This window comes from uncultured Aureimonas sp. (assembly GCF_913775355.1).
Classification (GTDB): domain Bacteria; phylum Pseudomonadota; class Alphaproteobacteria; order Rhizobiales; family Rhizobiaceae; genus Aureimonas.
This window is the reverse complement of sequence record NZ_CAJYIU010000147.1, coordinates 1-20,873: the sequence shown is the minus strand read 5'-3', so window position 1 is coordinate 20,873 and position 20,873 is coordinate 1. Positions and strand designations below refer to the sequence as shown.

17 protein-coding genes and 1 pseudogene are annotated in these 20,873 nt (G+C 70.1%); 6 read left to right on the top strand and 12 right to left on the bottom strand.

Translation table 11 applies throughout. The annotated features are described in order from the left end of the window. Nucleotides 1-53: 53 nt before the first annotated feature. The 7 genes from QZ753_RS09775 to QZ753_RS09745 are packed head-to-tail and all read right to left on the bottom strand — an operon-like array spanning nt 54 to nt 7,908. On the bottom strand, nt 54-1,829 hold the full coding sequence (locus QZ753_RS09775) for an ABC transporter ATP-binding protein (protein WP_294643225.1): 1,776 nt from the start codon (nt 1,827-1,829) through the stop codon (nt 54-56). Continuing rightward, nucleotides 1,829-2,773 (bottom strand): acetamidase/formamidase family protein, encoded by a 945-nt coding sequence (locus QZ753_RS09770; RefSeq protein ID WP_294643223.1) that lies wholly within the window; start codon nt 2,771-2,773, stop codon nt 1,829-1,831. The genes QZ753_RS09775 and QZ753_RS09770 overlap by 1 nt, the downstream gene beginning before the upstream one ends. A gap of 1 nt (nt 2,774) precedes the next feature. Beyond that, a complete protein-coding gene (locus QZ753_RS09765) occupies nt 2,775-4,391 on the bottom strand; it encodes an ABC transporter substrate-binding protein (protein ID WP_294643221.1) in 1,617 nt (538 codons plus the stop codon). A gap of 14 nt (nt 4,392-4,405) precedes the next feature. Continuing rightward, nucleotides 4,406-5,326, bottom strand: a complete 921-nt coding sequence (locus tag QZ753_RS09760; RefSeq protein ID WP_294643219.1) for an ABC transporter permease — start codon at nt 5,324-5,326, stop codon at nt 4,406-4,408. Then, nucleotides 5,326-6,234: an ABC transporter permease gene (locus QZ753_RS09755; RefSeq protein ID WP_294643217.1), complete on the bottom strand. Its 909-nt coding sequence runs from the start codon at nt 6,232-6,234 to the stop codon at nt 5,326-5,328. The genes QZ753_RS09760 and QZ753_RS09755 overlap by 1 nt, the downstream gene beginning before the upstream one ends. Further along, nucleotides 6,212-6,817, bottom strand: a complete 606-nt coding sequence (locus QZ753_RS09750) for an ANTAR domain-containing response regulator (RefSeq protein WP_294643215.1) — start codon at nt 6,815-6,817, stop codon at nt 6,212-6,214. The genes QZ753_RS09755 and QZ753_RS09750 overlap by 23 nt, the downstream gene beginning before the upstream one ends. Further along, nucleotides 6,814-7,908 (bottom strand): transporter substrate-binding protein, encoded by a 1,095-nt coding sequence (locus QZ753_RS09745; RefSeq protein ID WP_294643213.1) that lies wholly within the window; start codon nt 7,906-7,908, stop codon nt 6,814-6,816. The genes QZ753_RS09750 and QZ753_RS09745 overlap by 4 nt, the downstream gene beginning before the upstream one ends. A 354-nt stretch (nt 7,909-8,262) precedes the next feature. Between QZ753_RS09745 and QZ753_RS09740 the strand changes: the two genes are divergently transcribed. After that, nucleotides 8,263-9,567 (top strand): FAD-binding oxidoreductase, encoded by a 1,305-nt coding sequence (locus QZ753_RS09740; protein ID WP_294643211.1) that lies wholly within the window; start codon nt 8,263-8,265, stop codon nt 9,565-9,567. 16 nt (nt 9,568-9,583) lie between these two features. Here QZ753_RS09740 and QZ753_RS09735 read toward each other — a convergent pair whose 3' ends face one another. The 3 genes from QZ753_RS09735 to QZ753_RS09725 form a co-directional block, all read right to left on the bottom strand. Beyond that, nucleotides 9,584-11,473 (bottom strand): autotransporter domain-containing protein, encoded by a 1,890-nt coding sequence (locus QZ753_RS09735; RefSeq protein ID WP_294643209.1) that lies wholly within the window; start codon nt 11,471-11,473, stop codon nt 9,584-9,586. Nucleotides 11,474-11,642: 169 nt separating this feature from the next. After that, on the bottom strand, nt 11,643-11,963 hold the full coding sequence (locus QZ753_RS09730) for an Atu4866 domain-containing protein (RefSeq protein ID WP_294643207.1): 321 nt from the start codon (nt 11,961-11,963) through the stop codon (nt 11,643-11,645). Continuing rightward, nucleotides 11,963-12,691: an SDR family oxidoreductase gene (locus QZ753_RS09725; protein ID WP_294643205.1), complete on the bottom strand. Its 729-nt coding sequence runs from the start codon at nt 12,689-12,691 to the stop codon at nt 11,963-11,965. The genes QZ753_RS09730 and QZ753_RS09725 overlap by 1 nt, the downstream gene beginning before the upstream one ends. Before the next feature lie 141 nt (nt 12,692-12,832). On the opposite strand from QZ753_RS09725, the gene QZ753_RS09720 reads away from it, so the two are divergent. The 4 genes from QZ753_RS09720 to QZ753_RS09705 all read left to right on the top strand — a co-directional run bounded on the left by QZ753_RS09720 (nt 12,833) and on the right by QZ753_RS09705 (nt 18,986). Beyond that, a complete protein-coding gene (locus tag QZ753_RS09720) occupies nt 12,833-13,735 on the top strand; it encodes a LysR family transcriptional regulator (protein WP_294643203.1) in 903 nt (300 codons plus the stop codon). Between the two features lie 312 nt (nt 13,736-14,047). Next, complete coding sequence (locus tag QZ753_RS09715; protein ID WP_294643201.1) at nt 14,048-14,353, top strand: hypothetical protein; 306 nt, start codon at nt 14,048-14,050, stop codon at nt 14,351-14,353. 81 nt (nt 14,354-14,434) lie between these two features. Further along, nucleotides 14,435-15,664, top strand: coding sequence for an efflux RND transporter periplasmic adaptor subunit (locus QZ753_RS09710; RefSeq protein ID WP_294643199.1), 1,230 nt, complete (start codon nt 14,435-14,437; stop codon nt 15,662-15,664). A gap of 79 nt (nt 15,665-15,743) precedes the next feature. Beyond that, nucleotides 15,744-18,986 (top strand): efflux RND transporter permease subunit, encoded by a 3,243-nt coding sequence (locus tag QZ753_RS09705; protein ID WP_294643197.1) that lies wholly within the window; start codon nt 15,744-15,746, stop codon nt 18,984-18,986. A 26-nt stretch (nt 18,987-19,012) separates the two neighbouring features. Here the strand turns inward: QZ753_RS09705 and QZ753_RS09700 are convergent, their stop codons facing one another. Both QZ753_RS09700 and QZ753_RS09695 read right to left on the bottom strand, forming a co-directional pair. Continuing rightward, a complete protein-coding gene (locus QZ753_RS09700; RefSeq protein WP_294643195.1) occupies nt 19,013-19,906 on the bottom strand; it encodes an alpha/beta fold hydrolase in 894 nt (297 codons plus the stop codon). 70 nt (nt 19,907-19,976) lie between these two features. Continuing rightward, the gene (locus QZ753_RS09695) at nt 19,977-20,573 is read right to left on the bottom strand and encodes a TetR/AcrR family transcriptional regulator (RefSeq protein ID WP_294643193.1); all 597 of its coding nucleotides are present in this window, start codon (nt 20,571-20,573) and stop codon (nt 19,977-19,979) included. Between the two features lie 153 nt (nt 20,574-20,726). On the opposite strand from QZ753_RS09695, the pseudogene QZ753_RS09690 reads away from it, so the two are divergent. Further along, nucleotides 20,727-20,873 (top strand): annotated as a pseudogene (locus QZ753_RS09690) (RidA family protein); the annotation flags it as partial.

Here is a 20,873-nt window from a genome sequence, read left to right as displayed (position 1 = left end):
CCATTCAATAAAAGGCGAGAACGGCCGCTTCGGACGCGCGCCGCTGGTGCAGGTCATCCCTGTGCGACGAGATGACCCTCGCCCACGTCCGTCAGGACGAGGCGGGCCGGCGGGTCGCCTGCACTTCGCACCGCGCTCGGAATGTCGCCGACGAGGCGCGGGAACGCGCCGCGGCGGCGCGCAGGGTCGGGGACCGGCACGGCCTCGATCAGCCGCTTCGTGTAGGGGTGGCGCGGATCGCCGAAGATCTGCGCGGCGGTTCCGGTCTCGACGATTTGGCCGAGATACATGACGGCCACCCGGTCGGAGATGTTCTCGACGACGGCCATGTCGTGGCTGATGAAGATATAGGCGATACCGAACTCGGCCTGAAGCTCCTTGAGGAGTTCTAGCACGCGCTTCTGCACCGACACGTCGAGCGCCGACACGCTCTCGTCGGCGATGATGAGTTTTGGCCGAAGCGCCAGCGCGCGGGCGATGCAGATGCGCTGGCGCTGGCCGCCAGAGAACTGATGGGGGTAGCGGCGCATCGCGTCCGGCTGGAGGCCGACGCGCTCGAACAGGGCCGCTACGCGCTCGCGGCGCTCGGTGGCGGAGCCGATTCCGTGGACGGCCAAGGGCTCGGCCACAAGTTCGCCGGCCCGCCAGCGCGGGTCGAGCGAGGCGAACGGGTCCTGGAAGATCATCTGGACGTCGCGGCGCAGCGCCTTGCGCTCGGAAACCGAGAGGTCCTGCCCCGATCGGCCGCCGACCGACAGGTGCCCCTCGTAGGACACGAGCCCCGCGATCGCCTTGGCGGTCGTGGACTTGCCGCAGCCGCTCTCGCCGACGAGGCTGAGCGTCGCGCCCGCCGGCACGTCGAAGGAGATGCCGGCGACCGCATGGACCTCGGCGACCGTGCGCCCGAAAAGCCCGCCCTTCAGCGGAAAGCGCACCTTGAGGTCGCGCACCTCGGCGACGGGCGCCTCCGACGCAAGCGGCTCGCGACCGCTGCCGTCGCCCATGCGCGGTACGGCGGCGAGGAGCGTGCGCGTGTAGTCGGCCTTCGGCGCGGCGAAGAGGGGCGCGACGGGCCCCGCCTCGACCTCCCGCCCCTGCCGCATGACGACGACCCGGTCGGCCATCTCGGCGACGACGCCCATGTCGTGGGTGATCAGGATCAGCGCGGTGCCGCGCGTCGCCTGGATTTCCTTCAGAAGACCGAGCACCTGCGCCTGGATCGTCACGTCGAGCGCGGTGGTCGGCTCGTCGGCGATGAGGACGTCGGGCTCGAGCGCCAGCGCCATCGCGATCATCACGCGCTGGCGCATGCCGCCGGACAACTCGTGCGGATACTGCCCCATCCGCCGCTCGGCCTCGGGAATGCGCACCGCCTGCAGCGCGTCGAGCGCGAGCCGCCTCGCTTCCGCTACGGGGACGTCGCGATGCGCGTCGATCGCCTCGACCAGCTGGCGCCCGACGGTCAGCACCGGGTTCAGCGAGGTCATCGGCTCCTGGAAGATCATCGCGATCCGGTCGCCGCGCACGCGCCGCATCCGGCTCTCGGACGCCTCGGTCAGGTCCTCCGCGCCGAGGCGGATCGAGCCGGCGGAGACCACCGGCCCCGGCTGCGGCAGAAGGCCCATGATCGCGAGCGAGGTAAGCGACTTGCCGGAGCCGGACTCGCCCGCGATGCAGAGCGTCTCGCCGCGGGCGAGGTCGAAGGACAGGCCCTCGACCAGCACGCGCGCCCGCGCGCCCTCACCGACCGAGATCGTGAGGTCTCGGACCGAGAGCACCGGGGCGGTGGCCGCAGCCACCGCCCCGCGCGGCAGGACCTTGCCCATCATCACTCGAACACGACCCGCGGGAAGTAGAACGAGACGACCCAGTTCGGCATGTCGACGATCTCGGAGATGCGAAGATCGCCGCAGGTCGAGACGAGCATGTAGGCGTCGACCGGGTTCATGTTGTAACGCCCGGCCAGAAGCTCCACCATGTCGGCGACCGCCTGCCGCGCGCCTGTCATCAGGTCCGGGCCGACGCCCGTCGTCACCTCGTAGCCCTTGGCGTCGAGATGGCGGGTGACGGGGCCCGGCGTCGTGAACCGGGGCATGGCAAGGTTGGCGCCCTTGACGAGGTCGAGCGTCAGCACCGCGTTCATCGGGCTTTCGATCGCCGTGCCGCACACCTCGCCGTCGCCCTGCGCGGCATGGGTGTCACCGACGGAGAAGAGCCCGCCCGCGACCTCGACCGGCAGGTAGAGCGTAGTGCCGGCCGCGAGATCGCGGATGTCGAGATTGCCGCCGACGCGGCGCGGCGGCACCACCGATTGGTGTCCCGGCTCGGCCAGCGCATTGCCGATCGTACCGGCGAAGGGCTTCAGCGGCACGCGCCCGTGCTGACCGAAGGCGGCCGGCTCGAGCGAGTTCGGATCGTACGTCCAGAGCGTCAACGCCGGATCGGTGAACTGGTCCGCGAGAAGACCGAAGCCGGGGATGTTGGCGGTCCAGCCGAAGCCCGACGGCTTGAAACCCTCGATCGTCACCTTCAGCGCGTCGCCGGGCTCCGCACCCTCCACGAAGATCGGACCCGAGACCGGGTTGATCTTCGAGAAGTCGAGAGCGGTGACGCTCTCGACGGTGGACTGAGGCGTCAGTTGGCCGGCCGAGGAGTCCTGGCACTCGAACTCGATGGTCGCGCCCGGCGCCACGCGCAGCGCCGGTTCGAACGAGTTGTCCCAGCCGAAATGATGCTGCCGGCCGTGGATCGTGTAGTCGCAAGCCTTGCACATCTCACTTCGTCTCGACGTAGCGGTAGTTCATCGGGGTGTTGACCGGATCGATGTAGAGCGCGTCGTCGCCGCCCATCCGGGCCGAGCGCATGGTGTAGCGCTTCTCGTTGAAGACCGGCACCCAGGGCGCGTCGGCCATGACGCCCTTGTAGACCTCGCTCCAGGCGGCGGCCCGCTCGGCGGCCTTCGCCGGATCGACCATCGCGTCGGCGGCGGCCGCCTTCTCGTCCAGCGCCTTATTGCAGTACTTCGCCCAGTTCCAGCCGCCGTCCGCCGCGCCGGAGCAGCCGAGGATCGGGCCGTAGAAGTTCGACGGGTCCGGGAAGTCGGCGATCCAGGCCATGCCGCCCGACCAGATCATCGGCGCACCTTCCGCCGAGCCGCCGGCGGCGATGACGTTGGCCTGCGCGAGGCTCTGCAGCGAGGCCTTGATGCCGATCGCGGCCAGATCCTGCTGGATTGCCTGCGCGATGCGCGGCTGCGGATCGACATTGGCGACGAAGAGCTCGGTCTCGAAGCCGCCCTCGTGGCCCGCCTCGGCCAGGAGCTTCTTGGCGGCCTCGACGTCGTACTTGTAGCCCTCGAAGTTCTGGATGTAGCCGGGCATCGTCGGCGGCAGCGGCTGGTTGGCGGGCGTCGCGCGGCCGTTGATGATCTGGACGATGCGGTCCTTGTTGATCGCCATGTTGACGGCCTGGCGCACCTTCAGGCTGTCGAAGGGCGCGGCCTTGGTGTTCATGGTGATGTAGCCGGTGTGAAGCTGCACGCCCTCGACCACCTGCGCGGCCTCGGCCGGATTGCCCATCACCTCGCGGAACTTGGCCGGCGGGATGCCGTCGCCCGGCACGTCCACCTCGCCGTTCTGCACGCGCAGGAGCGAGACCACCGGCTCCTGACCGATCTCGAAGGTGATGCCGCCGAGCTTGGGCGCGCCCTCGCGGTAGTAGTCCGGGTTCTTTTCGAGAACCAGACGCTGGCCGAGCGTCCACTCGGAGAGCTTGAAGGCGCCGGTGCCGACCGGGTTGCGCCCGAAGTCGGCGCCCGACTTCTCGACCTCCTCCTTCGGCACGATGAAGCTGAAGTTCAGCGCCATCACCGACAGGAAGGTCGCGTCCGGGCGCGACAGCGTCACCTGCACCGTCTTCGGGTCGAGGATCTTGACGCCCGACAGCTCGGTCGCCGTGCCGCCCTGCATCGCCTCGAAGCCCTCGATCGAGCCGAGGAAGCCGGCACCCGGCGACTGGGTGGCCGGGTTCACCGTGCGCTCGAACGAGTATTTCACGTCGTCGGCCGTCATCGCGCGGCCGTTGTGGAATTTCACGCCGTCGCGCAGCTTGAAGGTGAAGACCTTGCCGTCCGGCGAGATCTCGTAGGACTCGGCCAGACCCGGCCGCAGCTTGGCAGTGCCGGGCTCGTAGTCCATCAGCCCGTCGAAGATCGCCTTGATCATCGAGAAGTTCTGCCAGTCGTAGCCGATCGCCGGGTCGAGCGTCGCGATATCGTCCTTGTAGGTGACGGTGATCGTGTCGCCGTCCTGCGCGTGCGCAAGGGTCGGCGCGGACAGGACGGCGGCGGAAATGGCGAGCGCTGCGGCGCCGCGCTTGAGACGAGCGAGCATGGGCGGGCTTCCTTTCACTGGAGCTTGATGCGGGGGTCGACGAAGGGGGCGACGAGGTCGGCGACGAGGTTGCCGATCACGATGGCGAGGGCGGAGACGAGAGTGACGCCCATGATGATCGGCAGGTCGACGCGCTGGATCGCCTGCCAGGCGAGCTGGCCGATGCCGGGCCAGCCGAAGACGCTCTCCACCACCACGATGCCGCTCATGAAGAGGCCGATATCGATGCCGATCATCGCGATGATCGGCAGGATGGCGTTGGGCAGCGCGTGGCGCAGGAGAATGGTCCAGCGCTTCAGGCCCTTGGCGCGGGCGGTGCGCATGTAGTCCTGACGCAGGACGTCGACCATCGAGGAGCGCATCATGCGCGCGTACCAGCCGGCCCCGAGAATGCCGAGGGTCAGCGCCGGCAGCACGAGATGGGAGAAGGTGCCGTAGCCGCCGATCGGGAACCAGCCGAGCTTGACCGCGAAGACGTAGAGGAGAAGCAGCCCGACCACGAACTGCGGCGCCGAGACGGTGACGAAGGAGGTCACCATCAGCGCGTGGTCGCTCGCCCGCCCGCGCCGCACGGCCGCCAGGATGCCCATCGTCAGGCCGAGCACGAGCTCGCAGACGATCGCGGCCAGCATCAGGAGGAGGCTGGCGGGAAGCCGCGCCCAGATGAGGTCCGCCACCTCCGAGCGCTGGAGGTAGGAGCGTCCGAGGTCGCCCTGCACGAGATGGCGGAGATAGTGCGCGTACTGGACGAAGAACGGCTGGTCGAGCCCGAGCTGGCTGCGGATGTTGGCGACCTGCGCGGCGGTCGCCGTGCGGCCGGCGATCTGCCGCGCCGGGTCGGCCGGCAGGAGGTAGAGAAGCACGAAGGTGATCAGGCTGACGCCGATCAGGATGAGGACGGCCTGAAACAGGCGCCGCGCGAGATAGATCGCCATCAGCCGCGCCCCTCTTCGGTCGGGTCGAGCGCATCGCGCAGCGCGTCGCCCACGAGGTTGAAGGCGAGCGCGAGCAGAAGGATCGCCGCGCCCGGGAAGAAGACCAGCCAGGGGGCCGCCTGGAAGTAGGTCTGGTTCTCGAAGATGATGTTGCCCCACGAGGCGTCCGGCGGCTGCACGCCGACGCCGAGGAAGGAGAGCGTCGCCTCGAGCAGAACCGTCGTCGAGATGCCGAGCGTGCCGTAGACGATGACCGTCGAGGTGAGATGCGGCAGGACGTGCCGGAACAGGATGCGCGAGGAGCTGGCGCCGAGCGTCACCTCGGCCTGGATGAACTCGCGCTCGGCGAGCGAGCGCGTCTCCGAATAGACGACGCGCGCCACCTGCACCCAGTTCACCAGCGCGATGACAAGCGCGACGATCCAGAGGCTCGGACGCAGGACGGCGGCAAGGCAGATCGCCAGGAGCAGCGCCGGAAACGCCATCATCAGGTCGGTGAAGCGCATCAGGAGGGAGCCGACGACCCCGCGATAGTAGCCGGCGACGACGCCCACCAGCGTTCCGATCACGAGCGCCGCCCCGTTGGCGACGATGCCGATGACCAGCGAATTGCGCGCGCCGTAGAGGAGGCGCGAGAAGAGGTCGCGGCCGAGAAGATCGGTGCCGAGCCAGTAAGTCGCAGACGGCGGCAACGGCGAGCCCTCGAGCGACAGGCCGTCGAAGAACTGCTCGTTCGGATCGAACGGGGCGATCAGCGGCGCGAAGATCGCGGCCAGCACGACCACGGCGATGACGACGAGGCCGAGGACGCCGAGCTTGCGCGACAGGAGGCGCTTCAGGACACCCTCGCCGCCGACCGGCGCGGAGGGCGGGACCGCCGACGTGTCAGGCGAGACGAGGACGCTCATCCGAGGCCTCCGTGGTCTTGAGTTCGACGATGCGGCTGGCGGCGTCCTCGAGGCTGACCTGCCAGCTCATCGCGAGCGCGCGGAGCTGCGCGTAGGCCTGTTCCTCGCCGATGCCGGCCCCCGACAGGGCGACGACCGCGCGCACGACGGTCTGGCGTTCGCCGATCCGACGGCGGAGCGAGGCGATCTCCTCGCCGAGCCGCCGCCGCTCGTCGAAGGCGCGCCGGGCGATGAGGAGGGCGGAATAGACGCCCGCGTTGCCGACGGGTTTGACGATCTGCGCGTCCGCCTGCAGCGACAGCGCCCACTCGATGCGCCCCGGCGCTTCCGAGCCGATCAGGGCGACGAGCGGCATCGGCGCCTCGCCGGCCTTCCAGGGAAACTGCTCGTCGAACCCGTGGTCGACGTCGAAGAACAGGAAGTCGGCACCGGTGGCCGAGGCCGGCAGGTCCGGCCAGGCCTGCACGACCTCCAGCCCAATGGCGCCGAGCTGGCGGATGAGCACATCCACCGAAGGGTGCTCGCGATGGAGGACCACGGCCTTGGCGCCGCCGAGATGGGGGATCCGCGTGCGCCGGGTCATCGAACCAGCCTCAAGGCCGGGCGGAACGTGGCGGCGGGGTCGTAATGCGACAGGTACGGGTCGGGCTCGACGCGCCCGCAACTTTCCTCCAGCACCTCGAACCCTTCGCCGCGCACGCGGGCGATCCGAACGGGCAGCGCCGTGTGCTGCGTCAGCGGGTCGACCCGGATGAGCCCGAGCGCCGTCTGCCGCGCGCCCGCCCCCATCGCGCGCCGCACGGCCGCCGGCTCGTCGGTGCCGGCCGCCTCGATCGCGTCGGCGAGCACGGTGACAGCGGCATGGGCCGCCGCCTCGAAGGAGGAGCGCGGTCCCGGCGCACCGTCGTGGACGAAGGGGAGCGAGGACAAATGCCCGTCGCCGAAGGGCGCGATGGAGGGCAGTTCCGCCTCGGTCAGGTTGCACGAGACGATCGGGCGCCGGTCGGGCCGGAAGCGCTCGTCCTCTTGCCCGAGCGCCGCATAGGCCTCGTAGAAGGCGTAGGAGGACGGGCCGATCAGGTTGTTGAGAACGAAGTCCGGCGCGGTCGCGCGGATCTCGGCGACGAGCCGGCAGACGTCGGTGTCGCCGAGCGCGAGGTACCGCTCGCCCCTCACCTCGCCGCCGGCATCCGCCACGAGGTCGCGGGCGATGCGGTTCATCTCCCAGCCCCAGATGTAATTCGAACCGACGAGAAAGGCGTCGCGCCCGTATCGCGCGGCAACGTGCGCCACGAGCGGCACGAGGTGCTGGTTCGGCGCGGCGTTCATGTAGACGACGTGCTCGTTCGCTTCGAACCCCTCGTAGGGCGCGGGATACCAGAGAAGGCCGCCATGCTTCTCAAGGACAGGAATGACGTCCTTCCGGCTCCAAGAGGTGATGCAGCCGACGACATGGCGCACGCCATCGGTGACGAGAAGATCGGCGCAGAGCGGCGCATAGGCCTCGATCCGGCCGGCCGGATCGCGCTCGGCGACGCGAAAGCGGATGCGCCGCGCGGGATCGGCGTTGACGGCCTCGATCGCCCCCATCGCACCCTCGCGGCAAGCTTCGCCGAGCCGGTCGTAGCTGCCGGAGCGGGAGAACAGGACGCCGATGTCGATGGGTTGTTTCAAGTCCCCAGTTCCCGAAACGAAAAAGCCCCGCAGGCGCGCCGCGATGCCAAAAAGGCGTCGCGTCGGACCAACGGGGCTCGAATGCCGTCCGGCAGGCAAGGCCGGTATGTCGGGCGATCCTGCGACAGGATCACGGCGGCGTCAACCACTTTGATGAGAAGAAAGGCCTGCCTATATTATAGGCAGACCGTGGACGAGCGTCGCTCGGCGAACGCCGCCGACAGCGCATGTCAGCGTGACACGACGCCCGTCCCTACACAACATGGCGGCCCCATGCGACATGCCCGAAACGACCTCCCACGCCACGGCAAGGCTTGACCGCCCCTTCCCCGGTTTGCTCTACGAGGAGCCATCATGGGACCTCATCTCGATCTCGTCGCCAGCGACACGCGCGTGCCGGCCAAGGTGGATTTCGTCGTCGTCGGCGGCGGCATCATCGGGGCGGCGGCCGCGCTTCATCTCGTCGAGGCCGGCCATTCCGTCGTCCTCTGCGAAAAGGGACAGGTGGCCGGCGAGCAGTCCAGCCGCAACTGGGGCTGGTGCCGGCAGGCTGGGCGCGACGAGCGCGAGGTGCCGCTGATCGTCGAGAGCCTTCGCCTGTGGCGCGGGATGGCGGAAACGGTGGGCGCCGATGTCGGCTTTCGCCAGCATGGCACGCTGTTCGTCGCCGAGACGGCCGAGGAGGAAGCCTCATTCGAGGCCTGGGCACGCATGGCCCGGCCGCAGGGCGTCGACGCCGAGATTCTGACGGGCGAGCGCCTGCGCGAGGTGACGCGCGACGCACCTTTGCGCCAGCGCCTCGGCCTCTTCGTCGCCAGCGACGGCCGAGCCGAACCCCAGCTCGCCGTCCCGGCCATCGTGCGCGCAGCCAAGCGTAAGGGCCTGACCGTTCTCGCGCCCTCGGCCGTCACCGGCGTCGAGCGGTCGGGCGGACGGGTCGACGCCGTTCTCACCGAGCACGGGCGGATCGCCTGCTCCGGCGTTCTCGTGGCGGCCGGCGCCTGGTCCAGCGCCTTCTGCCGGAGCCTGGGCCTCCGCCTGCCGCAGCTGAAGGTCCTCGGCTCCGTGTTCCGCACGTCGGCGGTGGAAGGCGGGCCGGAGGCCTCGATCTGGATCGACAAGATCGGCGTCCGCAAGCGGCTCGACGGCGGCTACACGATCGCCGACAGCTCGACCTACGATGCGCCGCTGACGCCGGACAGCCTCCGTTTCCTGCGCGAGTTCGCGCCGATGCTTCGCCAGCAAGGCCGCGGCATCCGTCCGCACATCGCGCTCCAGTCCTTCCGCGAGACGCTGGCGCCCCGATCCTATACCGGCGCGCGGATGCTCGACCCCCGGCCCCGCGCCGGCGACGGAGAGGCCCTTCTGCGAAAGGCCGCCGGCTTCTTCCCGGCGCTCGGCGGCGCTCGGATCCTCCAGCGCTGGGCCGGCTATATCGACGTCACCCCCGACGCGATCCCCTATATCGACCGGATCGAGGCCGATCCCAACGTCGTGGTGGCGACCGGCTTCTCCGGCCATGGCTTCGGCATCGGGCCGGGCGCGGGACGCCTCGCCGCCGAGGTGCTGACCGGCCGTCCGACCGTGGTCGGCACGCAGGATTACGCGATCCCGCGCTTCTCCGACCTCAGCCGCATCAAGCTCGGCACCGCGGTCTGAGGCCGGCCGCGGCACTCTAGAAGCGATACTTCAGGCCGACCTCGCCGATATGGCTGGTGTCGATATCCGAGCTCGTGCCGATCGAGTAGCGGCCTGTGAGCGACAGGCGATTGGTGAGGCCCGCATCGACGCCGACGCCCGCCACGAAACCGCGCGCCGCCAGACCGTCGAGCGCGCTGGAGCGCGCGCGGGTGATGCCGCCGGCAATGGCCGCGGAGACGCGCGCGTCGTCCTCGGTGAGGATGTCCTCGTAGCCGATTCGGCCGGTCAGCGCGAGCGGACGCCCGCCGAGATCGGTGACGTAGCCAAGGTGGAGGTTCGCCGAGCCGAGGAGCGCGTTGCGCTGCGTGTCGCCGTAGACGATCTCGGCCGCCGCGCCGCTCTCGGCGTAGCCGTCCGCGTCGGAGTAGAGATAGTCGAGCCCGAGCGCGGGCGTGATCGTGAAGGCGCCGGCCTGGAAGCCGTACCCGGCTTCGATACCGACATTGGCCGACACGCCGTTGGTGTCCGTCCCGCGATTGGTGACGGTCGAGACGAGGGTGCGCCGGTCGAGGTCCTCGTAGTCGTGATGCGCGACGCCGCCCGACAGGGTGACGTACGCCGGACCGAACAGCGCCGTGGCGTAGAGATCGGCGGCGAAGGAGAGCGTGTCGTAGGTCAGCCGCGCGTCGTCCACCTCGCCGGCCGCAGCCGAGAGAGCGCCGCCGATCAGGACCCGGTCGGTCAGGCGATGGTCGTAGCCGATGCGGACCGAGCCGTTGTCGAAGCGATAGTCGCGTGCGCCGTCGCGCTCGAAGCGGCTGCCGCCGAGCGAGACGTAGAGGTCGGAGAAGGGCACGGCGATCGCCGCGTCCGAGCCGGTGGCGGCCGGCGGAAGGCGGAGCGCTGCGACGCGGGCCCGGTCGCGTACCGCCTCGTTGGCGGTCATGCGATCGAGAAGCGCGGTCTCCGTCAGCGAGCCGACCGCCGCGGCGCTGGTGCCGACCGACAGGTAGTCCTCGACGAGCTGCGAGAACAGGCGGTGGACGCCCGTCGTCGGATGGATGCCGTCCCAGTAGAGATAGGTGTTCTGGACGCTCGCGGGCGCGGCCGCGCAGGCCGGCGTCGACAGGCAGGCGTCGCGCGTGTTCAGGATGCCGAAGCGCGTCGGATCGCTCGCGACCAGCGCCCCGAGGCGCTGGACATCGACGAGGACGACGTCGGTGTTCGGCAGCGCCGCGGCAACCTGCGTCACGCCTGCCCGCAGCGCGGTGTTGAAGGCGTTGGTGGCGAGCGTTCCGGCCACCGAGCCCTGTAGGGTGGCCGAGAAGGCCGGCGTCGCGCCGATATTGGGCAGGTTGAGAACGACGACGGTGGGCGCGCCCAGCCGACCGAGGCGGGCGAGCGAGGCGGCGACGTCGCCGGCCGAGGCCACGGCTTCCGCGCCGACCAGCGCGGCGGTCGCGCCCGCCGTGTTGATCTCCTGGATGATGTTGTTGGCGCCCCCGTAGAGGGTGACGACGTCATTGGCACCGAAGCGCCCGTCCTGCAGCTCGAACGCGTCGATCTGTGCGGGGATGCCGGGCGGCAGCAGGCCGTCCAGCCGGTCGGTGCGGGCGTTGCCGAAAGCATAGTTCTGCGACAGCTCGGGATTGATGCGCACGCCCGCAAGGGTCGCCGCGCCCGCCTGCTGCATCGGGCCGCCGTTCAGGTATTCGGTGAAGACCGGTCCGTTGGAGAAGCGACCGGCGAAGTAGGGCGGCGATGCGGGCCGCCCGGTGAGGAGGTAGAGGTTGCCGTTGTCGGAAAGCGAGTCGCCGAAGCTGATGACGGGCCCGGCGACCTGCGCCAGCGCGGGCGGCGCGGTGCCGGCAAGGAAAAGCGCGGCAGTGGCGGCCAGAGCGGCCCGACGATCCATACGGCTCATGCGAAACATCCCCCTCCGGCAAGCCCCCGCAGCCGGTCCGAGGTCAGCATGCAAGACGGCACGGCGAGGCGACAGCGGATTGTGGACGCGCCCCGACGCGCAAGGCCCGATTGTGGCGGCGCTGTGGCCGGGCCGCCGCAGGCCCTCGCCCGCGGCGGCCCCGCTCCGCTCAGCGGCGGCGCAACACCATGCCGCCATGGTGCAGCGTGTCGGCGTTGACGAAGTCGCCGTCGGCGGTGAAGCCGGTATCGTCCCAATATTCGATATGGGTGCCCGACACCTCGTAGCGCCCGCGATAGGCGCTCTCGCGCGTGCCCCGCGCCTCGTCGTAGCGACCGTTCGGGAGAAGCGCGTGGCGCACGTGGCCGTCGTCCGTGACCCAGAGGCCGACGTAGGGATGCTCGGGATTTCGCACAGCGGGCTCCTCGGCAAGGGATGGCAGGACGGACGCACCCGCAAGGGCGGCGCCCGCAAGGACGAGCCGGCGCATCAGGGGGCCGACCGGAGCGGGCGCACGACCACCTCGCTGACGTCGACGTCCTCCGGCTGCTCCAGCGCGAAGCGCACCGCGCGGCCGATGGCGTCCGGCTTGAGGGCGATCGATCGATAGGTCTCCATCAGTGTCGCCGCATCGCGGTCGGTGATGGTGGAGGCCAGCTCGCTTTCGACGACGCCCGGATGGATGCAGGTCACGCGGATGTCCTGCCGCTCCTGCCGCAGTCCGTCCGAGATGGCGCGCACGGCGAACTTGGTCGCGCAGTAGACCGCGGCCGTCGGCGACACGGCGAGCGCGCCGATCGAGGCGATGTTGACGACGTGGCCGGAGCCGCGCGACGTCATCTCCGGCAAGACGGCCGCGATGCCGTAGAGAACGCCCTTCACGTTGACGTCGATCATCCGGTCCCACTCGTCGACCTTCAGCGCGGCGAGCGGCGACAGCGGCATGACGCCGGCATTGTTGACGATCGCATCGACACGTCCGAACGCAGCGCGCCCCGCCTCGGCGAAGGCGGCGACGTCGGCCCGGTCGGTGACGTCGAGCCGCCGGGTGGCGACGCGGGCGCCGTCGCGGCGAAGCTCGTCCGCGAGGGCATCGAGCCGATCGGTCCGGCGGGCCCCCAGCATCAGCGTGGCGCCGGCGCCGGCAAGTTCACGCGCGATGCCTTCGCCGATGCCGGACGAGGCGCCGGTGATGAGAACGACCTTGTCGAGAGCCATGATGGTGTCCTTTCAGCAGTGGATTGGCCCGCCCCGGAGCCGGATCGGATCTCGGCGGGAGCGGTTGCCAGGGAGATAGACCCGCGCCATTGTCGTCAGAAGCCGGCTTCTGCTTCACGCTCTGGTAAGGCGAATTCACCAATGCGGGACGACCTCAACACCCTCGCCGTCTTTGCGGTCATCGCCGAGGAGACGAGCCTGCGCGCCGCCGCCGATCGCCTCGGCGTCACGCGGTCGGCGATCAGCCAGTCGCTCCGTCGCCTCGAGACCGAGCTCGGCGTCTCTCTGGTGCGCCGCACGACACGGAGCATGAGCCTGACCGAGGAGGGCGAGCGGCTGCGCGAGGAGATCGCGCCCGCGATCGCCGACATGCGCGCCGCGCTGGACGGGGTCCGGGCCCATGGCGCCGAGGTGCGCGGGCAGTTGCGGTTGGCCGTCTCGTCGATCGCCGAGAGCGTGTTGTCGGGCTCGCTGCTGGCGGGCTTCTCGGCCGCCCATCCGAGGATCCAGCTCGACGTTCTCGTCACCGACGAGGAGTTCGACATCGTCGCCGAGGGGTTCGATGCCGGGGTGCGGCTCGGCGAGGTGATCGAAGCGGACATGATCGCCGTGCCGGTGTCCGGCGACCAGCGACAGGTCGCGGTCGCGACACCCGGCTATGTCGCGAGAGCCGGAGCACCGGCCCACCCGGGCGAGCTGGTCGGCCATCGCTGCATCGGCTGGCGCCCGGCCCCGCGCGCCGTGCCCTATCGCTGGGAGTTCACCGAGGACGGGCGCGATTTCACGGTCGCGGTCGAGCCCGAGATCACCACGAACGACATGCGCCTGATGGTACAGCTGGCGCGGGCCGGCGCGGGCATCTGCTTCGGCATGGAGGAGACGTTCCAGGCGGATCTGGCGAATGGCGTCCTCGTCCCGGTCCTGGAGCCCTTCTGTCCGCCGTTTCCGGGCTTCTTCCTGTACTACCCCAGCCGCCGCAACATGCCGCCGCGCCTGCGCGCCTTCGTCGACCACCTCGCGCAGCATCGCCGAACGCAGCGCTGACCTCCCCCCACCGGGCCGGCCCCGAAACTTTTATACCCACCGGTAAATTATCCGGTTGACAGGGCGGGAGTGAAGCCTTAGCTCTTTCCATACCGATCGGTAATGAACCGAAAGGGTCGCGATTTCCAAGAACCGCCGGCCCTCTCGCCTCGACCATCGGTGTCCGAAGCCGGCGCATTCCGCGCCCGGCAGGGAGAGGTCGCGCGTCCCGCGTCGCACCTTTCCGATCCCGCACCGCGAACCCGCCGAACCCGCGCATCCTCCCATGTCGCGGCAGCGGACGCCTGCGACCAAATTTCTGGAGATCCTTCCATGATCCGCCTTCTTCTCTCCGCATCCGTCGCCCTCCTCCTGTCCGCCGGCTTCGCCTCCGCGGCTGATCTCGTCCCCGGCTCGGATCTCGGCGTCCGCGATGCCCAGTCCGTCGCGGACCATTCGGTCGTGACCGGCCGGACCGGCGCGAGTGACCGCTCGGAAAGCTCCTACGGCTACCAGGGCGGCCAGACGATCCGTTCGCAGTCCTTCGTGCCGGCCGACGATGCCGGGACCGGCGTGACGCGGGCGACGGCCGGTTTCGCCCGCGGGGGCGCCATCGTCCCGGGCTCCGACAGCTTCTGACGAGGCGGCCGCCGGCGGGCTTCACCATCCGTCCGGCGGCCCCGTCGCCTCCCGCCCCCCCGCCTCGATGAAGGAAGTCCCATGTCCAAACTTCACGTCGTCCTGAACGGCATCGCCGCCGTCATGGCCAGCCTCGTCGCGGCAGCCTTCGCCTTCACCTTTCTGGGTCTTGGCGTGATCGCCCACGAACCGCGACCGGCGGCCGGGGCCGAGACCGCAGAGGCGTCGCCGCCTCCCGCGGTGCCGGCCTCGGTCGCCCGCGTCGAGCGCCGCCCGGTCGAGCTCTGGTCGCGCCATTCCGGCCGCCTTGAGGCGGTCGAGCGGGTCGACATCCGCTCGCGCGTCGCGGGGGCGGTGCTCGCCACCCATTTCTCGGAAGGCGCGCTGGTCGAGAAGGGCGCGCTTCTCGTCACGATCGATCCCGAGCCGTACCGGACCGCCGTCGAGCGGGCCCGGTCGGACGTCAAGGCGGCGCAAGCGCGGCTGGCCTTCGCCGTCGGCGAGCGCGATCGCGGCGCCCAGCTGCAGGGCAACCGGACCATCGCCGGCTCGGAATACGAGCGCCGGGTACAGGCAGCCGCGGAGGCCGAGGCCCAGCTCGCCGCCGCCGCCGCAAGCCTGCGCAGCGCCGAGCTCGACCTGTCCTACACCGAAATCCGCGCACCGGTCTCCGGGCGCATCGGCCGGCTCCTCGTCACCAGCGGCAACCTCGTGTCCGCCGGCGCCGCCTCGCCCGTCCTCGCCCGCATGGTGTCGGTCGACCCGATCTACGCCACGATCGACACCGACGAGGCGAGCGTGCAGAGCCTCCTCCGGTCGGCCGGCGGCGTGGACGCTCTCCAGCGCATCTCGGCCCGGCTCGACCGCGAGGCCGGCGAGAGCGTCGAGGGCCACATCCAGTTCGTCGATCCGACCGTCGACCCCGCCAACGGCACCGTCGGTATCCGCGTCGCCTTTCCGAACGCCGACGGCACGCTGATGCCCGGCCAGTTCGCCAAGGTCCGGCTCGGCGAGCCGCGCTCGGAACCGGCGATCCTCGTCTCCGAGCGCGCAGTCGGCACCGACCAGGACAAGCGCTACGTGCTGGTCGTCGACGACACGGACACGGTCGAATATCGCGAGGTCCGCCTCGGCGCGGCCACCGGCGACATGCGCGTCGTCGAGAGCGGCCTCGCCGCCGACGAGCGCGTCGTCGTCAACGGCCTGCAGCGCCTGCGCCCCGGCGCGAAGGTCGCCCCCCAGATGGTCTCGATGGAGACCGGCCGCAGCCTCGACCGGCAGGCCAGCGCGGACGCCCCCGCCACGCGCTGACCCCGAGGCCCCCGGCGGAGCGCCTCCCGCTCCGCCGGGTCCGCCGCCCGTTTCCTTTTCTTCGAGAGCTTGACCCCCCGTGAGCATTTCCCGGTTCTTCGTGGACCGTCCCGTCTTCGCGGGCGTCCTCTCCGTCATGATCTTCCTTGGCGGCCTCCTGTCGATCTTCGCGCTGCCGATCTCGGAATATCCCGAAGTCGTGCCGCCCTCGGTCGTCGTGCGCGCCGCCTATCCCGGCGCCAACCCGGCCGTGATCGCCGAGACGGTGGCGACGCCGCTCGAGGAGCAGATCAACGGCGTCGAGAACATGCTCTACATGTCGAGCCAGGCGACGACGGACGGCACGCTGCAGCTGACCGTCACCTTCCGCATCGGCACCGATCCCGACCAGGCGCAGCAGCTCGTCCAGAACCGCGTCGCGCAGGCCGAGCCGCGCCTGCCCGAAGAGGTCCGCCGCCTCGGCGTGTCGGTGGTGAAGTCCTCGCCCGACCTGATGCTGGTCGTCCACCTCACCTCGCCGAACGGGCGCTACGACCTCACCTATCTGCGCAACTACGCGCTCCTCAACGTGCGCGACCGCCTCGCGCGCATCGACGGCATGGGTCAGGTCCAGCTCTTCGGCTCGGGCGACTATTCCATGCGGATCTGGCTCGACCCCGAGAAGACCGCCGCCCGCGGCCTGTCGGCGAACGACGTCGTGACCGCGATCCGCGAGCAGAACGTGCAGGCCGCGGCCGGCGTCATCGGCGCCTCGCCGAGCGTCGCCGGTGTCGAGTTCCAGCTGTCCGTCAACGCGCAAGGGCGCCTGCGCGACGTCGAGGAGTTCGCCGACATCATCGTGCGCACCGACCCCGAAACGGGCGCGATTACCCGAATCCGCGACATCGGCCGCGTCGAGCTCGGCGCCTCGGAATATGCCCTTCGCTCGCTTCTTTCCAACGAGCCGGCGGTCGCCATCCCCGTCTTCCAGGCGCCGGGCTCCAATGCCATCGCGATCGCCGACGAGGTACGCCGCACCATGGCCGAGATCAAGCAGACGATGCCGGACGGCGTCGACTACGAGATCGTCTACGACACGACGCAATTCGTGCGCGCCTCGATCGACGCCGTGGTCCATACGCTGCTGGAAGCCGTGGTGCTGGTCGTGATCGTCGTCGTGGTCTTCCTCCAGACCTGGCGCGCCTCGATCATTCCGCTTCTGGCCGTGCCCGTCTCGATCGTCGGCACCTTCGCGGTGATGCATCTCCTCGGCTTCTCGATCAACGCGCTGTCGCTTTTCGGCCTCGTCTTGGCGATCGGCATCGTGGTGGACGACGCGATCGTCGTCGTCGAGAACGTCGAGCGCAACATCGAGAACGGACTTTCCCCGCGCGAGGCGACCTATCAGGCGATGCGCGAGGTGTCGGGTCCGATCGTTGCGATCGCGCTGGTGCTCGTCGCCGTGTTCGTGCCGCTCGCCTTCATCTCGGGCCTCACCGGCCAGTTCTACCGGCAGTTCGCGCTGACGCTGGCGATCTCGACCGTCATCTCGGCCTTCAACTCCCTCACCCTGTCGCCGGCGCTCGCCGCCCTCCTCCTGCGTGGCCACGATGCGCCGAAGGATCGTCTGACGCGCGTCCTCGACGGTGCGCTCGGCTGGTTTTTCCGCGGCTTCAACCGCTTCTTCGGCGCCTCGTCGCGCCGCTACGGCAACGGGCTGGGACGCCTCATCACCCGCAAGGGCATGATGCTCGGCGTCTATACCGTGCTGGTCGGGCTGACGGTCGTGCTGTTCCAGAAGGTGCCCGGCGGCTTCGTGCCGGCGCAGGACAAGCAGTACCTCGTCGGCTTCGCGCAGCTGCCCGACGGCGCCTCGCTCGACCGCACCGACGCCGTCGCGAAGCGCATGGGCGAGATCGCGTTGAAGACGCCCGGCGTCGAATCGACGATCGCCTTCCCGGGCCTCTCGATCAACGGCTTCACCAACTCGTCGAACGCGGCGGTCGTTTTCCTGACGCTCGACCCCTTCGAGGACCGCAAGACGCCGGAGCTTTCGGCCGGCGCCATCGCGCAGTCGCTGAACGGCCAGTTCGCCGGGATCGAGGAGGCCTTCACCGCGATCTTCCCGCCGCCGCCCGTCCAGGGGCTTGGCACCATCGGCGGCTTCAAGCTGCAGATCGAGGACCGCTCCGGCCAGGGCTACAAGGCGCTGGACGACGTGGTGAAGGGCTTCCTCGCGAAGGCCTATCAGACGCCCGAGCTGACCGGCATGTTCACCGGCTACGGCATTGACGTACCCCAGCTCTTCGCCGACGTCGACCGCGCGCGAGCCCGGCAGCTGAACGTCGGCATTGACGTACCCCAGCTCTTCGCCGACGTCGACCGCGCGCGAGCCCGGCAGCTGAACGTGCCGATCACCGAGATCTTCAACACGCTGCAGATCTATCTCGGCTCGCTCTACGTCAACGACTTCAACGAGTTCGGCCGTACCTACTCGGTGCGGGTCCAGGCCGACGCGCCCTATCGCGCTCGGGCCGAGGACATCGGCCGCCTCAAGGTCCGTTCGACCACGGGCGAGATGATCCCGCTGTCGGCGCTCCTGTCGGTCGACACGGTTGCCGGGCCGGAGCGGGCGCTGCGCTACAACGGCTTCCTCGCCGCCGACGTCAACGGCAACGCCGCGCCCGGCTTCTCGTCGGGGCAGGCGCAGGCCGCGGTGGAGCGGATCGCCGCCGAGACGCTGCCGCCGGGCTTCGCCTTCGAATGGACCGAGCTGACCTACCAGGAGATCATCGCGGGCAATTCCGGCATCGTCATCTTCCCGCTGGCGCTGCTCCTCGTCTTCCTGGTGCTCGCCGCACAGTACGAAAGCCTGACGCTGCCGATCGCGATCCTCCTGATCGTGCCGGCCGGCCTGTTCTCGGCGTTGGCGGGCATCTGGCTCACGGCGGGCGACAACAACATCTTCACCCAGATCGGCCTCATCGTCCTCGTCGGCCTGTCGGCGAAGAACGCCATCCTGATCGTCGAGTTCGCCCGCGAACTGGAAGCCGAGGGGCGCACTCCGCGCGAGGCGGCGATCGAGGCGGCGCGGCTGCGCCTGCGGCCGATCCTGATGACCTCGCTCGCCTTCATCATGGGCGTCCTGCCGCTGGTCCTGTCGACGGGCGCGGGTGCCGAGATGCGCTCGGCGATGGGCGTCGCGGTCTTCTCCGGCATGCTCGGCGTCACCGTGTTCGGCCTGTTCCTGACGCCCCTGTTCTACGTCCTCGTGCGCCGGAGCGCCGCCAAGCCGGCGGCCGCCGGGCGGGAGCCGCACGTCGCCCTCCCCCACGCCTCCTGAGGCGCGAGAGCCCGGGCACTCTCCCGTCAGCCCACGCGGGCGAAGAAGGCGAGCGCCTCGCGGATGCTGCCGGGGATCGAGCCCATGTGGTCGCCCGGCACGACGCGGTGTTCGGCCGTCTGCCCGGCGGCTCTGGCGCGCGCGACGGTCAGGTCGATCGCGCCGCTCGAGCGCGTCTCGCCGTCGCCATGCGACATGAGGACCGGGCAGCGGAAGCCGGAGGCGAAGCACACGGCCGAACGCATCTCGACCTCGCGCGAGTCGGCGATGTCGAACGGCACCTCGTCGGCGAAGCGCCGAAAGAAGATGCGCGTGTCGGGCGACGGCGACAGGGCGGCCGCCGCGCGAAAATCCCCAGCGAGCGCGCCGAGAAGCGTCAGCGTGCCGCCGATGCTGTGGCCGCTGATGTAGACGCGCTCCGGATCGACGTCGCGGCGCGCCCGCAGAACGGCGGCGGCGGCGAGCACGTCGTCGGTCTCGTCGTAGAAGGCGGAGAAGTCGCCGGGCTGACCGTTCTCGCCGCGCATCGTGGGCATCAGCGCATGAAAGCCTGCCGCAACAAAGGGTGCGGCGAGGTCCTGCCAGTGGCCGTGCCAGATCGCGTTGCCGCCGTGAAGGACAAGGACCGCCGGCTTGCGCGCCGACGCGTCGCCCGGCGGGCTCGCCCAAGCGATGAGTTCGCGCGGGCCCGATGGGTAACGCAGCGCCACCGCGCCGTCCGGGGCCGTCAGCGGGTCGCCCTCGTCGGGCGCGGGTCCGCGGCGCAGGAGCTTGGTCCGGAAGCCGGCGCGGGCCGCCCGGTAGTCGCTGCCGAGAAGCGGCGGGTCGGGGAGAGGCTCCGGCGCTGCCGCGCGGGCGGAGGCGAGGCCGAGGGGCGCGAGCGCCAGGGCGGCGAGGATGGCGCGACGATCGAGAACCATGGGTGCACTCCCGAGATCGAAGCGAGCCTACGCCCGATCGGAGCGGCTGGGTAGTCGCCCGCCCCCGCGGTCAATCGGCGCGCAGGAGGCCCGAGCAGAGCTGCCGGAAGGCGTCGACGGCCTTGCCGAGAACGCCGCGCGGATCTTCGGCGGCCGCGATCCAGAGCGCGGCGTTGAGGGCCGCGCCGTTGATCAGCCGCGCCGCGGCCTCGGGGTCGACGGGCTTCACGACGCCCGCGGCGATCAGGTCCTCCAGGGTGAGGATCGTCGTTCGCAGGCAGCTGTCCTGCGAGGGCCAGCGCGAGGGATCGCCGAGCACGGCGGGTCCGTCGAGAAGGACGATCCGCTGCACCTCGGGCTCCAGCGCCAGTTCGATATAGGCGACGCCCTCGGCGAGCAGCGCCTCGAAGCCGCCGCCGGCCGCGGCCGCGTCGCGCTTCGCACGCTCTGCCATCTCGCCGTCGATCTGGGCGACCACGGCCTGCAGGAGGCCCTTCTTGTCACCGAAGTTGTGATAGAGCGCGCCGCGCGTCAGGCCGGCTTGCGCGGTCAGCTCGTCCATCGACGCCGCCGCATAGCCTTTCTCGGCAAAGGCCGCGCGTGCGGCCGCGATCAGCCTGGCGCGCGTCGCCTCCATCTGTTCCGCCCGTCGACCCGCTGCCGCCATCGCGAATTCTCTCCCTCGACGAGCGCTTGACATACGTCGCGTATGTGTGCGACACCTTCACATACGCCGCGTATATCAAATGCGCAGAATGAAGTGAAGCGCGCGCTGAGCGCCTTCACGCTCGCCGTTCCGTCTCCATTCAGGAACCGACCCATGTTTCAGCGTCAGGCCATCGTTCCCGCCAACCGCCACGCCCTCTACGACGCCCACCGCTATTCCGCGGCCATCCGCTCCGGCGACCTCCTGTTCGTGTCGGGTCAGGTCGGCAGCCGCGACGACGGCTCGCCCGAGCCCGACTTC

Excerpts from the sequence above, each read along its gene's own strand:
- QZ753_RS09760 (WP_294643219.1), bottom strand. The coding sequence starts at position 5,326 with ATGGCGATCTATCTCGCGCGGCGCCTGTTTCAGGCCGTCCTCATCCTG.
- QZ753_RS09695 (WP_294643193.1), bottom strand. The coding sequence starts at position 20,573 with ATGGCGGCAGCGGGTCGACGGGCGGAACAGATGGAGGCGACGCGCGCC.
- QZ753_RS09725 (WP_294643205.1), bottom strand. The coding sequence starts at position 12,691 with ATGGCTCTCGACAAGGTCGTTCTCATCACCGGCGCCTCGTCCGGCATC.
- QZ753_RS09770 (WP_294643223.1), bottom strand. The coding sequence starts at position 2,773 with ATGTGCAAGGCTTGCGACTACACGATCCACGGCCGGCAGCATCATTTC.
- QZ753_RS09750 (WP_294643215.1), bottom strand. The coding sequence starts at position 6,817 with ATGACCCGGCGCACGCGGATCCCCCATCTCGGCGGCGCCAAGGCCGTG.
- QZ753_RS09700 (WP_294643195.1), bottom strand. The coding sequence starts at position 19,906 with ATGGTTCTCGATCGTCGCGCCATCCTCGCCGCCCTGGCGCTCGCGCCC.
- QZ753_RS09715 (WP_294643201.1), top strand. The coding sequence starts at position 14,048 with ATGATCCGCCTTCTTCTCTCCGCATCCGTCGCCCTCCTCCTGTCCGCC.
- QZ753_RS09735 (WP_294643209.1), bottom strand. The coding sequence starts at position 11,473 with ATGAGCCGTATGGATCGTCGGGCCGCTCTGGCCGCCACTGCCGCGCTT.
- QZ753_RS09710 (WP_294643199.1), top strand. The coding sequence starts at position 14,435 with ATGTCCAAACTTCACGTCGTCCTGAACGGCATCGCCGCCGTCATGGCC.
- QZ753_RS09755 (WP_294643217.1), bottom strand. The coding sequence starts at position 6,234 with ATGAGCGTCCTCGTCTCGCCTGACACGTCGGCGGTCCCGCCCTCCGCG.
- QZ753_RS09765 (WP_294643221.1), bottom strand. The coding sequence starts at position 4,391 with ATGCTCGCTCGTCTCAAGCGCGGCGCCGCAGCGCTCGCCATTTCCGCC.
- QZ753_RS09775 (WP_294643225.1), bottom strand. The coding sequence starts at position 1,829 with ATGATGGGCAAGGTCCTGCCGCGCGGGGCGGTGGCTGCGGCCACCGCC.
- QZ753_RS09740 (WP_294643211.1), top strand. The coding sequence starts at position 8,263 with ATGGGACCTCATCTCGATCTCGTCGCCAGCGACACGCGCGTGCCGGCC.
- QZ753_RS09720 (WP_294643203.1), top strand. The coding sequence starts at position 12,833 with ATGCGGGACGACCTCAACACCCTCGCCGTCTTTGCGGTCATCGCCGAG.
- QZ753_RS09730 (WP_294643207.1), bottom strand. The coding sequence starts at position 11,963 with ATGCGCCGGCTCGTCCTTGCGGGCGCCGCCCTTGCGGGTGCGTCCGTC.